Annotated in this window: 14 protein-coding genes, 2 tRNA genes and 3 pseudogenes; 8 read left to right on the forward strand and 11 right to left on the reverse strand. The window is 41.7% G+C overall.

All coding sequences use genetic code 11. The features are described from left to right. Window positions 1–48: 48 nt before the first annotated feature. Window positions 49–1,193, reverse strand: a pseudogene (locus C3F22_RS13495) (IS3 family transposase); the annotation flags it as partial. Between the two features lie 88 nt (window positions 1,194–1,281). Here C3F22_RS13495 and C3F22_RS13505 point away from each other — a divergent pair. Continuing rightward, window positions 1,282–2,145: an IS982 family transposase gene (locus C3F22_RS13505; RefSeq protein ID WP_034705383.1), complete on the forward strand. Its 864-nt coding sequence runs from the start codon at window positions 1,282–1,284 to the stop codon at window positions 2,143–2,145. On the opposite strand, the gene C3F22_RS18745 is transcribed toward C3F22_RS13505, so the two are convergent. The 3 genes from C3F22_RS18745 to C3F22_RS13515 form a co-directional block, all read right to left on the reverse strand. After that, the gene (locus C3F22_RS18745; protein WP_265735202.1) at window positions 2,142–2,273 is read right to left on the reverse strand and encodes a hypothetical protein; all 132 of its coding nucleotides are present in this window, start codon (window positions 2,271–2,273) and stop codon (window positions 2,142–2,144) included. The genes C3F22_RS13505 and C3F22_RS18745 overlap by 4 nt on opposite strands. A gap of 112 nt (window positions 2,274–2,385) precedes the next feature. Continuing rightward, window positions 2,386–2,631, reverse strand: a complete 246-nt coding sequence (locus tag C3F22_RS13510) for a hypothetical protein (RefSeq protein ID WP_104426717.1) — start codon at window positions 2,629–2,631, stop codon at window positions 2,386–2,388. An 85-nt stretch (window positions 2,632–2,716) separates the two neighbouring features. After that, entirely contained in the window at window positions 2,717–3,814 is a 1,098-nt protein-coding gene (locus C3F22_RS13515; RefSeq protein ID WP_104426718.1) for a DNA/RNA non-specific endonuclease, read from the reverse strand. A 266-nt stretch (window positions 3,815–4,080) separates the two neighbouring features. Between C3F22_RS13515 and C3F22_RS13520 the strand changes: the two genes are divergently transcribed. Beyond that, on the forward strand, window positions 4,081–4,638 hold the full coding sequence (locus tag C3F22_RS13520; RefSeq protein ID WP_034170212.1) for a hypothetical protein: 558 nt from the start codon (window positions 4,081–4,083) through the stop codon (window positions 4,636–4,638). Between the two features lie 65 nt (window positions 4,639–4,703). Here C3F22_RS13520 and C3F22_RS13525 read toward each other — a convergent pair whose 3' ends face one another. Next, the gene (locus C3F22_RS13525) at window positions 4,704–6,584 is read right to left on the reverse strand and encodes a potassium transporter Kup (protein WP_104426719.1); all 1,881 of its coding nucleotides are present in this window, start codon (window positions 6,582–6,584) and stop codon (window positions 4,704–4,706) included. Between the two features lie 121 nt (window positions 6,585–6,705). Here C3F22_RS13525 and C3F22_RS13530 point away from each other — a divergent pair. From C3F22_RS13530 to C3F22_RS13545, 4 genes are all read left to right on the forward strand, one after another. Continuing rightward, window positions 6,706–6,796: transfer RNA gene (locus C3F22_RS13530), tRNA-Ser, on the forward strand. Window positions 6,797–7,001: 205 nt separating this feature from the next. Then, window positions 7,002–7,202, forward strand: coding sequence for a hypothetical protein (locus C3F22_RS13535; RefSeq protein WP_004781578.1), 201 nt, complete (start codon window positions 7,002–7,004; stop codon window positions 7,200–7,202). Between the two features lie 437 nt (window positions 7,203–7,639). Further along, a complete protein-coding gene (locus tag C3F22_RS13540) occupies window positions 7,640–7,867 on the forward strand; it encodes a hypothetical protein (protein WP_004781576.1) in 228 nt (75 codons plus the stop codon). Window positions 7,868–8,071: 204 nt separating this feature from the next. Then, window positions 8,072–8,147, forward strand: a tRNA-Thr gene (locus C3F22_RS13545). A gap of 75 nt (window positions 8,148–8,222) precedes the next feature. On the opposite strand, the pseudogene C3F22_RS18610 reads toward C3F22_RS13545, so the two are convergent. Further along, a pseudogene (locus C3F22_RS18610) lies at window positions 8,223–8,375 on the reverse strand (SAM-dependent methyltransferase); the annotation flags it as partial. A gap of 95 nt (window positions 8,376–8,470) precedes the next feature. Here C3F22_RS18610 and C3F22_RS13555 point away from each other — a divergent pair. Further along, window positions 8,471–9,334 (forward strand): IS982 family transposase, encoded by an 864-nt coding sequence (locus tag C3F22_RS13555; RefSeq protein WP_002122622.1) that lies wholly within the window; start codon window positions 8,471–8,473, stop codon window positions 9,332–9,334. Between the two features lie 24 nt (window positions 9,335–9,358). Here C3F22_RS13555 and C3F22_RS13560 read toward each other — a convergent pair. The 5 genes and pseudogenes from C3F22_RS13560 to C3F22_RS13580 all read right to left on the reverse strand — a co-directional run. Continuing rightward, window positions 9,359–10,048 (reverse strand): annotated as a pseudogene (locus tag C3F22_RS13560) (SAM-dependent methyltransferase); the annotation flags it as partial. A gap of 3 nt (window positions 10,049–10,051) precedes the next feature. After that, on the reverse strand, window positions 10,052–11,359 hold the full coding sequence (locus tag C3F22_RS13565) for an FAD-dependent oxidoreductase (RefSeq protein WP_004781572.1): 1,308 nt from the start codon (window positions 11,357–11,359) through the stop codon (window positions 10,052–10,054). A gap of 413 nt (window positions 11,360–11,772) precedes the next feature. Beyond that, window positions 11,773–12,651 (reverse strand): pirin family protein, encoded by an 879-nt coding sequence (locus C3F22_RS13570; RefSeq protein ID WP_104426721.1) that lies wholly within the window; start codon window positions 12,649–12,651, stop codon window positions 11,773–11,775. Window positions 12,652–12,896: 245 nt separating this feature from the next. Continuing rightward, the gene (ahpC, locus tag C3F22_RS13575; RefSeq protein ID WP_005232609.1) at window positions 12,897–13,460 is read right to left on the reverse strand and encodes an alkyl hydroperoxide reductase subunit C; all 564 of its coding nucleotides are present in this window, start codon (window positions 13,458–13,460) and stop codon (window positions 12,897–12,899) included. Window positions 13,461–13,611: 151 nt separating this feature from the next. After that, entirely contained in the window at window positions 13,612–14,256 is a 645-nt protein-coding gene (locus C3F22_RS13580) for a TetR/AcrR family transcriptional regulator (RefSeq protein WP_104426722.1), read from the reverse strand. Window positions 14,257–14,393: 137 nt separating this feature from the next. Here C3F22_RS13580 and C3F22_RS13585 point away from each other — a divergent pair, with 137 nt between their 5' ends. After that, the gene (locus C3F22_RS13585) at window positions 14,394–14,807 is read left to right on the forward strand and encodes a hotdog fold domain-containing protein (RefSeq protein ID WP_104426723.1); all 414 of its coding nucleotides are present in this window, start codon (window positions 14,394–14,396) and stop codon (window positions 14,805–14,807) included. Window positions 14,808–14,873: the final 66 nt, after the last annotated feature.

Here is a 14,873-nt window from a genome sequence, read left to right on the forward strand (position 1 = left end):
TTTTGTCTTGTCCTGAAATAGATTGACAGTATTCCACTTCAAACCGAGTTAAGCAATTAGCTCGGTTTTAGTTTGCTCATACGTCTGATTCGGGGTGTTCATATTTAAACTTAAATGTGGTCTATAACAATTATAAATCATGATAGATTCCGCAATTAAGTGATCTAACTCTTTCATGGTTTGACATCGTGTAGTTAAAAACTCCTGCTTTAATATTCCATTAATCCGCTCTGCTAATGCATTCTGGTATGAGAAACACTGTTTCGCAAGGCCTCCATCTGTCATAGAAGGACATACCCCATAATGGCGTAATGCCGATTGATATAGTTCAGAGCAATACTGAGAGCCTCTGTCTGAATGGTGAATCATCCTGGCTGCCCGATCTGTCACATGCTGCATCGCCATATGTAGTGCCTGCACAACATTCTCTGCACGCATATCATTCGATAACTTATAACCTTTAATCTGGCGGGTATAAGCATCTGTCACCAAGGATAAATAATGTACGCCTTCAGCACTCTCAACATAGGTAATATCACTGACAAAGACTTCATTGGCTTGCACTGCTGAATAATCCTTTAATAAATTTGGATGCTTCTTCATCCAATGCTTGCTATCCGTAGTTTTTGTATAACGACGCTTGGGGCGAATCAATAAATTATTTTCTTTCAATATTTTAAATAACTGATCCCGTCCACACTTTAAACCACGCTGCAACAATTTGCCTTTAATAAGCCAATACAGCTTACGTGTTCCGATACTTGGCATGAGACAGCGATACTCCATAACCAACTCGAGTATTTGTTCTGTTACTTGTGCAGTCATTTGAGCACGTTTTTCTGCTTGATAATAAGCTTGTCGAGTGATTCCTAACCACTGACAATAACGTGAAACGCTTAGTCTTCTTTGGCTTTGCCAATCTTTGAAACGTGCTCGGTATACTTTTTTCCAAGATCAGTCCCACACTCTTTATCAATGTGATAAATCACATCCTGTATAAATTCAGTTTTGAGCTTTTCTGCGGCTAACTGTTTTTCTAATTGGCGGATTCGTTGTTGGGGGGTTAATTGGCGTTTAGAAGAAGTCGGCATATTCGAAGTCCAATCCTGTTGTCCGTGCTTGCGTAACCATACCAGCACAGTTGATCTTCCTTGAATACCATATTTTGCCTGAGCTTGTTTATAAGTAACCTGAGTTCGATATAAAAAAAGAGTAGAAAAAAGCCCTGTTTTTGTAACATATTGGTTCTCAAGACAAAATTTTATAAAACAAGGCTTCTCAATGGATCATATTACCGAATTATTTTGTATTTTGGATGATTTCTGCAAAAAATTTAATGAATCTTTAGAGAAAGCTTTAATTTCTGATCAAAAAACCAAGTTGAAAAAGTCAGCTTTAAGCTTGTCTGAGGCAATGACCATTGTCATTTTATTTCATCAATCCGGTTTTAGATTCTTCAAATATTTTTATTGCCAAATGATCATTCCATTCTGGAAATCTGCTTTTCCTAAACTGCTTAGCTACAACCGATTTATTGAAATCATGCCCCGTTGTTTGCAAGCTCTGAGTAGTTTCTTCCACCAAGTGAAAGGAAAAGATACGGGAATCAGTATCATTGACTCCACTAAATTGGTAGTTTGCCATAATCTTCGGATTAAAAGGCATCGTGTATTTAAAGGCTTGGCCGGTCGTGGAAAAAGTAGTACGGGTTGGTTTTATGGCTTTAAATTACATCTCGTTATCAATAATTTAGGTGAAATTATTAATCTCAAACTGACATCGGGAAATGTTCATGATGTTGCTATATTAGAATCTTTAACTCAAGAATTAAAAGGAATCCTACTCGGAGACAAAGGCTATTTGAGTAAAGCAAAAGCCGAAGCTTTAGCAGCAAGAGGACTGAAAATATTGACCCCATCACGTCGGAATATGAAAAATAAACCTATCCAAACTGAAGAAGAAAAACAATTACTTTGTAGAAGAGGATTGATCGAAACCGTGAATGATCAATTAAAAAATTTACATCAACTTGAACATTCACGTCATCGTTCGGTAAATAACTTCATGGTGAATATCATGGCTGCTGTAGTGGCTTATTGTTTGAATCCCAATAAACCAACTTTCCAAAATATGCTAAAAGGCTAAGCAGATTTCGTCGAACTCAGGTTATAAGTAATTTGCCCTTTTTCTACTTCATGTACCACCATCATTTTAAAGGCGAAGCTATAATCACGTTGTGTGCGCTTAACTCGTTGTTCTCGTGCATGTTCCATAAAATAAGTCTCTTAAGGTGTAAACTTATTTCAGGACGGGACATTTGAATAAAATAAAAAAGCTCCTCATTAAAGGAGCTTTTTCTATCAGGAATAGTGATTTAAGAAATTTCTATAAAAATGGATTTTCAATTTCATCTGCATCATTGCGTTCAATTTTTTCTGGCAGATCCGGTGTTTCTTCGAGCTGCTGCACAATATCATTTAACAGTGCTTGTAAAACTTTGGCTGCCTTGAGACCGGTCTGGTCTTTGGTAATTTGCAGATTGCCATACAAACTGACACAGTCCAGATCATTCTCAACTGTCAGATCATGAATCGCATGCGATTCGGTTCCATTTTCAAAAGCTTTAAACATTAATTTCTACTCTGTTTTATTATTTTTACTCACCTGTCTTCAGCATGCTACCTGAAGCCTGCTTTTTACAGCAAGCTCCTTTTCATTATTTCAGCAGCTGCAAGATGTATTGCAGTAAAGCCTCAATCAGCTGTTTAACAATCGTATCCTGGGTATCATGATCGATCCCGTTCTTATTAACTGATGAGCTGGTATTGCTTGTACTGGCCGAACTTGAGGCCGACGGTTTGAACTCACGCTGTAGTTTTTCCAGATCTTCTTTAGGTACGTCTTCAGCACACTGGCTTTCTGCATCCCAGTTGGAATAGGCAATTTTCTGGTTGGCCTTCACAGCATTTGCAGTTAACGGCAGATGATAGGTATTGCGTTTCTGTTCTTCAGTTAACTGAGGAAACAGGTTAATGCCAAGCTGCTCTTCCAGATAGCAGACACTGACAATGCGAACCTTGAGCGAATTATCATTAGGTGCATAGTAGGCACCAATGACACCAGTTTTCGGCATGTAGATCGCTTTGTACACGGCAGTCGGTACAATCACACCCTTACCAATAGTTTTCAGTTTTTTGGCAGCAAAGACTGGCCCAGTCACTACATATACGTCCTGCTTCTGCTTGGTCACAATTGCACGGGTCGCTTCTTCCAGCTCACGCCAAACCTGCTGATTGTTCTTTGGTGCCTGCGGGACCATATTGGCCAGAGAGAAACTATCAGACTGTGCAGCTTTATTTGGCATATCCGCATTTGGTGCCATATGACCACGGTCATAGCCGGAACCCCGGTAGTCAGCCAAAGTCGCACGATGAGCAGCATTTAGTCGTGTTTCTTCATGGAAGTTGTCTTCACGTGGAATTTTCTGGCTTAGACGCTTCGGTGTTAAAGCCTCCGCCACCCACAGTGGCGTTTTGGATACCCCAGAATAACCCACATTAAAGCCATTAAAACACAGTGAATAACTGTCTTTTTTCAGGCTGTCTTTCATTAAGTAAGGCGGGATGTCCCGGTAAAACTGTTCCAGACAGCTCGAATTCGATGTAGAAGGCAGAGAAATCCACTGACTGATTTTTTCCTGGCCAAACGCAATCGCAAAACTCCCGGAAGCGACCATTGCCAGGATCACTTTCACGCTATTTTCATTAAAAAACTGAAAAACTGAATTCTTCGACTTACGCTGCTTCTTTGCCATGCTACACGTGCTTTTAAGATCAAAATCGGGGATTTTGCGAGCTTAACAAGCCATGTATATGAAGTATATCTTACCCTCTTTATTTGCCTAATAATTACACAATCCACCCCTATATTCTTAAATCTTGTAACAAAGTGTCGTTTTTTTAGTGAGCTTTCAGCGCGGTTTTTTAACCTTTAAGTAGCTTTGATTGTGACCTCTTCTTGAGTGTGCAAAGCTATTTGACTACTCAAATTACGTACAATTATTAGCAATGGAGTTAATTTATGAATTCCAAACTATCTAAGTTATTAGGTCTCGGAATATTTACAAGTGTGATCAGTGCCGGCGCATTCGCTGAGCCTCCTGTACAAGCGGGTGAAACACTTGAAAGCTTGTCTAAAGCTAAAATTAGTACCACTGTAAATGGTCAGCAAGCCTCACTGGAAAGCCTGGTGAATTCTGGACAGATCCGTCTGGTAAACCAGCCAATGTCTGCACCCGCTCAGCCAGGCCAGCAGCCACAACAATCAATGCCAAATCAGCCAATGCCAACACCAGGCATGCCTGATGCACCTGTTGCACAACCAGAAATGCCGGATACCAATCCAGCTCCAGCCAATCTTGAGTCTGAACCAGCAGCGCCTGCTACAGAACAGGAAATGACCATGGGTGAAGCTGTAGAGCAACCAGCTCTTGAAGAACAGCAAGCTGCTGCACCTGAAGCAGCTGCGATGACTGAGCAAACTGAAATTGCGGTAGACGCTGAAGCCGATCCTGCAGTAGATGCACCTTTAAACGCAGCCCCTGAAATGCCGGCTGAGACAGAAGCAACAGAACAATAATTTGTTATAAAGCTTTCTAAATTCTCTCCCCTAAAAAACCAGAGCCTAGCTCTGGTTTTTTATTTTTACATCTCGATCTGACTACCCAGTTCAACCACCCGGTTGGTCGGAATCTGGTAGAAGTCGCTGACTGGACTGGTATTACGTTGCATGGAAACAAACAGTTTTTCCCGCCAGGGTGCCATTCCCTCTCCCACCGTATGCATAATCCGTTCCCGGGAGATAAAGAAACTGATCTGCATCAGGTCATATTCAAAACCCCATTCTGCATACGCATGCTGCAATGCTTCCGGGATATTTGGCTGATCCTTAAATCCGTAATACATCGTGACTCGATAAAAATGCTCACTGAGTTTTTCCAGTTTGATGCGTTCTTCATCACCTACAAAAGGAATATCCCGGGTAATAACCGTCACCAGAATATTGCGCTCATGTAGCACCTTGTTGTGCTTGATATTGTGCAGCATCGCATGCGGCACAATGGTCGGGGTTCCGGTCAGGAAAATCGCTTCACCCGGCACAAACTTGGTGCCTCCTCCAATTGAAATACTCTTAATAAACAGGTCAATCGGTAGCGCATCTTTTTCCAGACGGTTCAGAACCAGTGCACGACCATCTTTCCAGGTCATCAGAATCGTAAATAATGCCGCCCCGAGCAGGATCGGTACCCAGCCACCTGAGGCAATTTTTAAAGAAGTTGAGGCTACAAAAACCAGATCCAGCATCAGGAATGGTGTGGCAAATAACACTACTTTCCAGATTGGCCAGCGCCAGAAACCATAAGCCAGAATGCTGATTAAAATGGTGCCACACAGCATAGTCATGGTGACTGCGACCCCATAAGCACTCGCTAAGCGGGCACTATTTTCAAAGAGTAAAATCAGAATCACTACGGAAATAAATAGCATCCAGTTAATGAATGGCAGATAAATCTGGCCACGCTCTTCGGCTGATGTGTGCTTTACGCTCAGGCGTGGCAAATAACGCAGTTGAATGGCCTGATTCACCATAGAGAATACTCCGGTAATGACGGCCTGTGAGGCGATCACAGCAGCTGCTGTCGCCAAACCAATCATTGGATATAAGCCCCATTCCGGAAGCAGCATATAGAAAGGATTTTCCAGTGCTTCAGGACGGCGCAGCAACAACGCGCCCTGCCCAGCATAATTCAGTAACAAACAGGGCAACACAATAATGAACCAGGCCAGACGAATCGGCAGACGACCAAAGTGCCCCATATCCGCATAAATAGCTTCACCCCCGGTCATGGTCAGAATCACGGCGCCCATGGTCAAGAAGGCTACAAAAGGCTGATCGACCACAAAATGATAGGCCCAGTATGGATTCACCATGGCCAGTACTGTCGGGGTCTGGATAATGCTCCATAAACCAAAACCACCAATCGACAGGAACCAGAGTAAGGTCAGTGGACCAAAAAATTTACCCATGGTTCCGGTACCATGACGTTGCACCAGAAAGAGTCCCGCAATAATCCCGATCGATAAAGGCTCTAACCATTGATTAAACACAGGCGTGGCAATACTCAGCCCTTCAACCGCAGATAATACGGAAATCGCCGGGGTAATAATTCCATCACCAAAAAACAGCGATGCCCCAATAAAGCCGAGCGCAATTAGGTAAATTTTCTTGTCATCAGAAATGCGTGTGGTTCGCAAGTTAAGGGCCAGCAAGGACATGATTCCGCCCTCACCGTTGTTATCGGCACGCATGATAATGGTGACGTATTTAAAGCTCACCGTCAGCATGATGCACCAGAAGATCAAGGACAAAATGCCCAACACCGAAGCTTCACTAATGGCAAGGTGCGACGTCAGAAAACACTGGCGTAGTGCATACAATGGACTGGTTCCAATATCTCCAAAAACAACCCCAAGCGCAGCCAGTGTAATTACCGGGAGAGCTGCTTTCTGTGCAGTGCTTTGCATATATCGTCTTCGTTTTTAACAAGTATTTTTGCGAATCATAGCACTGCGCTCAAAGTTTTTCCGCAAATCAATTGTTTCAAGCTTGGCAGACTGGCTTTTTTTCTATATCATCCACGGCCATGGTGAGGTGTCCGAGTGGCTGAAGGAGCACGCCTGGAAAGTGTGTATACGTTTATAGCGTATCGAGGGTTCGAATCCCTCTCTCACCGCCAAAATTCATAATCATGTAGTCACATGATATCCTAAAAGGTTTAAATCTAAAGGATTTGAGCCTTTTTTTTTGCCTAAATTATGAGGTGATGCGTTAAAAATAAAAGAATAACCATACAAGTTACATAAATGATGCCGGATGGCTGTTGAATGACACTGAGGAATATTCGAGCATGATCTTATCTTGGTAACAAATGATAGATCGCTATGAAAGATGATGAAAAACCCCTAAATTTTGATGATGATAATGAGCCTCTGGATTTCGAAGATGAGGAGTTCACTGATGATAAAAAAGAGGATGAAATGTACAACCCGATCACCAAGGATGGATCAAGTGTAGATCCTGCGGATGATGGCACACGTCATCTTCGTCCTGAAGATGGTGATCCGCTAGAAGTCGAGCCTTAAGCCCTAGCCCAATTTTATATTGGGCTTTTTTATAGTCTAGAATACTAAGAGTGAGCACTTTGGACAGATGAGTTGAAAAAGGATAATTCGTTTTACTAATTATTTTTGAGGTGAGTATTGCTTGCCTTTTCTTTTGATAGATTTAAAGATGTAAGGATATAGGCTGAGATATATTTAAATAAATTTTCTGGATAAAACCATGATATATCCATTTTTATTACTTTCTTAACTTTATGTTCTTCTTTTAGTTTATTTATATGATGAAGACAAAAACTGGCATAAAAATAGCTTAATTTAATTGTCATCATCGCTATGTTATGGTGGAATCAAAACAGGATAAAAGGAGAATAAAAACCAAAAGATAGAAAACGTTATTGCTTGAGTCTTCCTTATTTGGGTTAGAAAAAAGTGGAAACACTGCTATTCGGAGAGTGGACATGAATAACAGCGCAAACTACATGAAACAGATAAAAAATGCCAAACGCGGCGGTTATACCCCAACCATTGCCAAAGACGTCAACAAACATAAGATTCAAAAAGCCCTAAAACTAATTGAACAGTGGAGAAGTCTCGCTCAAGAACTCAAACCTCAAATGCAGTTTGATATGGCCTTTACTTTAGAGGAATGCGCACAAGACCTGGATCGGATACTCAAAAGCAGATAATTCCCTTTTAACTCACTCATAATAGATTTTAAATATCAGCCCTTTACCCTTGCCCATATCCCTGATGTGGGCAATTTCATGATTTAAATGTAGATGCCTGAGTGAAGATGCTTAATGATCAGCAATAAAAAATTCGTTATAAGATTGAACGGTTATTTTTTGGCTTGCGCCCTTAAGAAAAATCTGTAAAATGCACTCCACAACGCCGGCATAGCTCAGTTGGTAGAGCAACTGACTTGTAATCAGTAGGTCCACAGTTCGAATCCGTGTGCCGGCACCATTTTCTTAGCCTCGCTTTTTAGTGAGGCTTTGATGTTTCTGGGCTTGGTATTTTTATCTAGCTTGTCTCTAGTCTTTAGATCGCCTGTGCTGTCACCTGCACATATTTTACAATCCCCTCCTGATATAACTTCTGGCAAAGCTTTGCCGTCATCCGGATTTTAAACTGATCCAGTCCTTTGCCTTTTTGTTTCAAGTTCTTTGAATTTAAATGCTGATTTACATAATTAACCTGAGTTCGATATAAAAAAAGAGTAGAAAAAAAGCCCTGTTTTTGTAACATATTGGTTCTCAAGACAAAATGTTATAAAACAAGGCTTCTCAATGGATCATATTACCGAATTATTTTGTATTTTGGATGATTTCTGCAAAAAATTTAATGAATCTTTAGAGAAAGCTTTAATTTCTAATCAAAAAACCAAGTTGAAAAAGTCAGCTTTAAGCTTGTCCGAAGCAATGACCATTGTCATTTTATTTCATCAATCCGGTTTTAGATTCTTCAAATATTTTTATTGCCAAATGATCGTTCCATTCTGGAAATCTGCTTTTCCTAAACTGCTTAGCTACAACCGATTTATTGAAATCATGCCCCGTTGTTTGCAAGCTCTGAGTAGTTTCTTCCATCAGGTGAAAGGAAAAGATACGGGAATCAGTATCATTGACTCCACTAAATTGGTAGTTTGCCATAATCTTCGGATTAAAAGGCATCGTGTATTTAAAGGCTTGGCCGGTCGTGGAAAAAGTAGTACGGGTTGGTTTTATGGTTTTAAATTACATCTCGTTATCAATAATTTAGGTGAAATTATTAATCTCAAGCTGACATCGGGAAATGTTCATGATGTTGCTATATTAGAATCTTTAACTCAAGAATTAAAAGGGATCCTACTCGGAGACAAAGGCTATTTGAGCAAAGCAAAAGCCGAAGCTTTAGCAGCAAGAGGACTGAAAATATTGACCCCATCACGTCGGAATATGAAAAATAAACCCATCCAAACTGAAGAAGAAAAACAATTACTTTGCAGAAGAGGATTGATCGAAACAGTGAATGATCAATTAAAAAATTTACATCAACTTGAACATTCACGTCATCGTTCGGTAAATAACTTCATGGTGAATATCATGGCTGCTGTAGTGGCTTATTGTTTGAACCCCAATAAGCCAACTTTCCAAAATATGCTAAAAGGTTAAGTGGATTTCATCGAACTCAGGTTAATTAGCAAAACCTGAAAATACCGCTTCGGACAGATCTTCAACCTGAATATTCTTGAATTCAGAATTTTCCAGACAATGATAAAGCTCATTTTTCGACATCAGGTTTTTTAAATCGACATCGGCGGATTTCAGCAAAAACTGATATTTACGCTTTTGCAGCGCATTCAAGCTGTTCCATTTTTCAGACAAGATCAGATGATGAAAGCCAATCCGTGCATTGGCGTTCAATACACTGCATACCTGTTCGAGAAGTTCGGGAACGGGACTATGATAGGCAGCATCCAGACACAGCACCACATCAAAGCGCTGGGAAAAATGCATGTCGTTTAAACGCAGGAAAGAAGCCGGATAGATGGCATTGAGATCAGGTAAATGCTGTTGAATATTCGCCACACAAGCTGGCTGAAGTTCCACACCGGCCAGATATTGCACCTGATAGTGTTGTTGCCAGTGCAACAGGCTGGCACCTTGGCCACAGCCCAGATCCAGCAATTTGTCTTTTGAATTTAAACCAACCGTTTCTGCCAGATGGTCAGCCAAAGTTCGACAGGCAGCTACATAATCCTGCTGCCCTGCCTGCCAATAACCCAGATTGCTCCAGGGCAACTGCGACTGGTCTCCCAGCAACGATGCATCAATTGCATATTTGTGTTGAGGAAGACGCTGACGAAGTGCCTGAAACCATTGCATCAATCAATAACCGAGTTGGGGTGCTACCTCGATCTTAGGTTTAAGCCCTTCAAATGGCAACGGTGCCCCCATAATTGCGGCAATTTTCATAGCAGATGTCACTGCAGATTCCAGGATTGGCAAACCGTCCGACGACCACGAACCGCAGTAGAAGACTTTACGGTTCATTTCCAGATGACGATGCTGTAATTCTTTATTGAGAGCGATAGTATTGGCATCCACTACCGCACGGGTCAAGGTCACTGAGGAAATCACTTTTTTCGGATCAATCTCAGTCACAGGACGCCAGGTCTGGAATACCGGAGATTTACCCACCAGACTCGGTTCAACCGCATTCAGCCAAACCGTAAATTGCTGACGGGTAAACTTGCGATCCATCATATAGCTGAGTACAGCCCAGTCCTTACGCTTTGGAGGCATCACGCTGCTATCACGGTGAATGACCAATTCGCCCTGTTCGAATTTGAATTTCTTTAACAGCTCTATATCACGGCCAAACTGCTCATGATCCAGGAATTCATCAATATGATTGGTTGGTGTCGCAACCACGACACGATCAAAAGTTTTCGACAAGCCGGCTGCATTTTCTACCAGTACTTTGTCACCCTGCTCTTTCACCGATACGATCGGCACACCACTTTCAATGTGAATGCCTTCAATCAGTTTGTCTACCAAAGCTGGAGTTCCACCCTGCATACGTAACAAGGCATCACCATCCGTTAGCTGACGCAGGAAAATCAATAGCGGTTTGGCTGGCCATTCACCAATAGTTTTCGGGTTACAGGTACAGATGGTATACAGCACCGGCATCACCGCACCATGCCAGAACACTTCTTCAATCTCGTTACGATTGATAAATTCTGCTAGGCTAATGTCCTGATTTTTAGATTTAAAGAATTTTGCCAAGGCTGTTTTGAGCTGTAACAAACCTTTGACCAGACGCCAGCCATATTGCTGGATGCCTTTGCGGTTATTGATAATCGGAATATTGCCAATCCGGCTACGTGACGTGGTTAGCCAGGTTTCTACCCGGTCTTCAAACAGCCAGCTACAGGCCATATAAGTACGTACCGGGTAAGTTTTAATGCCCAGATGAGTCGCCAGACTTAAGGTATTTTTCCACAGATAAGGATTCATCACACGTAAAGGTGCGTCAATGAGGCCTCCTTCAAATTCGAGACTATGACTGTCCATGCCACGACCTTGAAGCGCTTCAAAAATAGTAATGCGATGTCCTGCGTCCTGAAGAATTCTGGCAGTAGCCAGTCCAGCCATGCCACTACCAATTACTGCGATATCCAATCTGATCATCCGTCATTGAAAAACTAAAAGAAATTATGAACCATGCTTTCGGCAAATAGGTTATTAAAATCTTCCAGAATACTTTTTTTTCGTAAGTCTAGGTTAACGCAACTTTACAAATAAATTACATTTTTTGAATAGCAAAAAACGTCTTTATATAGAGTGACTTAAACTCTCGTCATATTTAAATATTTAAAAATAAATCTTTAAAAAACAAATGGCTTAATTAACCGATTTTTTAATCATCGGTTTACAAAGACTGCGAAATACCCTATAATATGCAGCATAAGAAAGAGATAAATTCATAGAGATAAACAAAATGAATTTATTTCAGAAACTCGTAAAAACGACAAGAAATTCCAGCGCATTAGAAAAAAAGCCTCTGCTTGTGCAGAGGCTTCTTTGTTTTAAGACTGCCTGTATTATTCGGCCTGTACCACGATTTCACCAAATTTACCCTGATTAAAATCTTGAAATGCCTGAATAATTTCTTCCTTGGTATTCATCACAAATGGGCCATAGCCTTGAATAGGTTCATTCAGCGGCTCACCGGTCAAGAGCAGAAATTTAGTGTCCTGATAGGCCTGTAGCTGAATTTCAGGATCATCATCGCGCGCAAACATGACAATAGAGCTATCCAGGACTTTTTGACTGCCATTTACCATCTGCTCACCCGCCAGTACAACCAGCAAAGCATTATGTCCGGTAGGCACATGCAACGTAGTTTCATACTCCGCTTTTAGCTCGCCGTCCCAGACATTTACCGGACTAAAGGTATGTGCTGGCCCATGATGGCCTCCGAACTCTCCGGCAATCACCCGAATATGTCCTGCGCCTTCATCCATTTCAATCCGTGGAATCTCAGCTGCAGCAATGGCCTGATAACGTGGCGCGGTCATTTTGTCTTTAGCTGGCAAATTGACCCAGAGTTGAACCATTTCAAACAGGCCACCCTTTTGAGCAAAATCTGGAGAATGAAATTCTTCATGCACTACACCTGCGCCTGCGGTCATCCACTGTACATCACCGGTCTGTATCGTACCGCCACCGCCACTGGAGTCCTGGTGGGTCACTGCACCCTGATAAGCCAAGGTTACAGTTTCAAAACCACGATGCGGATGCGAACCTACACCATGCTGCTCAGTAGTCGATGCAAAATGATACGGCGCTGCATAGTCCAGCAGTAGAAATGGACTAATGGCCTGCCCCAGACGATCATAAGAAAACAGGTTTTTCACCGGGAAGCCGTCACCGACCCAGTGCATGTTTTGATTACGGTAAACACCAATAATTTTTTTCATCTTTTACTCCTATACACAATAGGATCAACATGCAGCCATTTTAAGCTTTATCAGCAGTCATCAATACCGTACTTCTAGAATGCAGTATTTCAAATATAAGACGATTCGACTCTTAGATTTCTGTGTAGCTACTTATAACTTTAGCTTTGCTATAAGACGTTAATTTAGGTAGTCATGAGCAGTAGATAATAAAAAACCCAGCGCTGAGGGCTGGGTTTTTTCAATTTCGATAAAGTGTTATCGAATTAGATTTTACCGACCAGGTCGATTGAAGGAGCAAGAGTCGCTTCACCTTCTTTCCATTTTGCAGGACATACTTCACCTGGATGAGCATGTACATATTGAGCCGCTTTTACTTTACGAAGCAGTTCTTGTGCGTCACGACCGATACCGCCCGCGTTGATTTCAACGATCTGGATTTTACCGTCTGGATCGATCACGAAAGTACCACGGTCCGCCAGACCATCAGCTTCAATCAGAACTTCAAAGTTTTTCGCCAAAGTCCAGGTTGGATCGCCAATCATTGGATACTGGATTTTACCAATTACGTCAGACGTGTCATGCCAAGCTTTGTGCGTGAAGTGCGTGTCTGTAGATACTGAGTAGATTTCTACGCCCAGTTTCTGGAATTCAGCATACTGATCAGCAAGATCGCCTAATTCTGTTGGACAAACAAATGTGAAGTCAGCAGGATAGAAGAATACTACAGACCATTTGCCTTTCATGTCTTGCTCAGACACTTCAATAAATTGGCCATTGTGGTAAGCAGTTGCGTTGAATGGCTTAACTTCAGTATTGATTAAACTCATAAGTCTATTCCTATCTATTCGTGAAAGTGTGTGTTCATTTGATGTAGTTAAGAATACGCAAAAACCACCAACAGGTAAAACCGTAACTTTTCATAAAAACTATCGGTTTTTTAGATTTATAATTCCTTTTATTTTTATCTTTCTGATTTGTTTAATCGATTTTGGCGGCTTCACTTTCTTGAAAATGCTGTATAGATTGCCAGGCCGATTTTGCTAAGGCTGCTGCATAGTATTTAGGGTAGGTTTGAACTCGACCAGATAACCAGCTCCGGCAATAACTTTCAGTGGGTCCAATGATCAGTGACATAAGCAGTTCTAAGGGAACAGCTTGTAATTGCCCGATATCTGCCTGCTGAGCCAGCCATTGTTGTAAGTCCTGATTGCGCTGCTGATTCGACTGCTGCAATTCTTCTCCGAAGTCACTGCTTTGAACTGTATGATGCGCGGCATAAAGAAAGCGGGCAAAATCAGGATACGCTACAACCCAATCGATATAACTCTGAATCACCGCCTGTATACCTCGTTCAATACCCTGAACTTGTGACAAAGCCTGTAAACGCTGCTTCGACTGATCCGTAAGTGCTGCAATATATAGTGCCGCAATGATCCCCTCCTTGTTTTTAAAATGATGGTAGATCGCCCCAATACTGGTATCGGCCTGATCACGAATCATTTCAATCGTAGTCGCAGCAACACCGGTACGCAGAAATTCTGTCAATGCGCATTCCAGAATCTGACGTTTGAGTAAAGCCCGTCTTCCCTTAAGAATCCTTTCCAGCAATTCCATGTTTTGCATTTTTAATATTTAAATCCTCTCTATTTTTAAAAGCAGGCTGGCAACCTGATGTCTGGTTTTTGTCAGATGTGCCAATACAGAATAATATTCTGTATGAGAATATTATTCTGATTAAAATAATATACAGGAAGTTATAGATGAGCCAAGCCCTAAAAATCTGGAACAGCTTAGAAAATAAGCCAGCCGGTAAGTATCTTTTTTCTAAATTACTTTGTCTAAAAGCACCCTATTTCGGCAGTATTTCTCCACTGTTTGAAGATTTAAAGCCTGGATATTGCGCAGTGAGCATTAAGAAACATCGTGCCGTGCTGAATCATTTAGGCACTGTACACGCGATTGCCATGTGCAATATGGCTGAACTGGCAGGCGGCACCATGACCGATGCAACCGTTCCAAAGACCCATCGCTGGATTCCCAAGGGTATGCAGGTCAAATATGTCAAAAAAGCTACCACTGACCTAGTTGCGATTGCAACACCCGCCGAGCCTAACTTTATATGGAATGAAGGCAGCGATTATCTGGTCAATGTAGAAATTAAAGATATTGCATAAGAAGTCGTGTTCCGGGCGGTGATCACCATGTGGGTTTCAGTGAAAAAATAGAAGAATCCAGATATG

The sequence above is a fragment of the Acinetobacter sp. ACNIH1 genome, from assembly GCF_002934695.1.
GTDB lineage: Bacteria > Pseudomonadota > Gammaproteobacteria > Pseudomonadales > Moraxellaceae > Acinetobacter > Acinetobacter variabilis.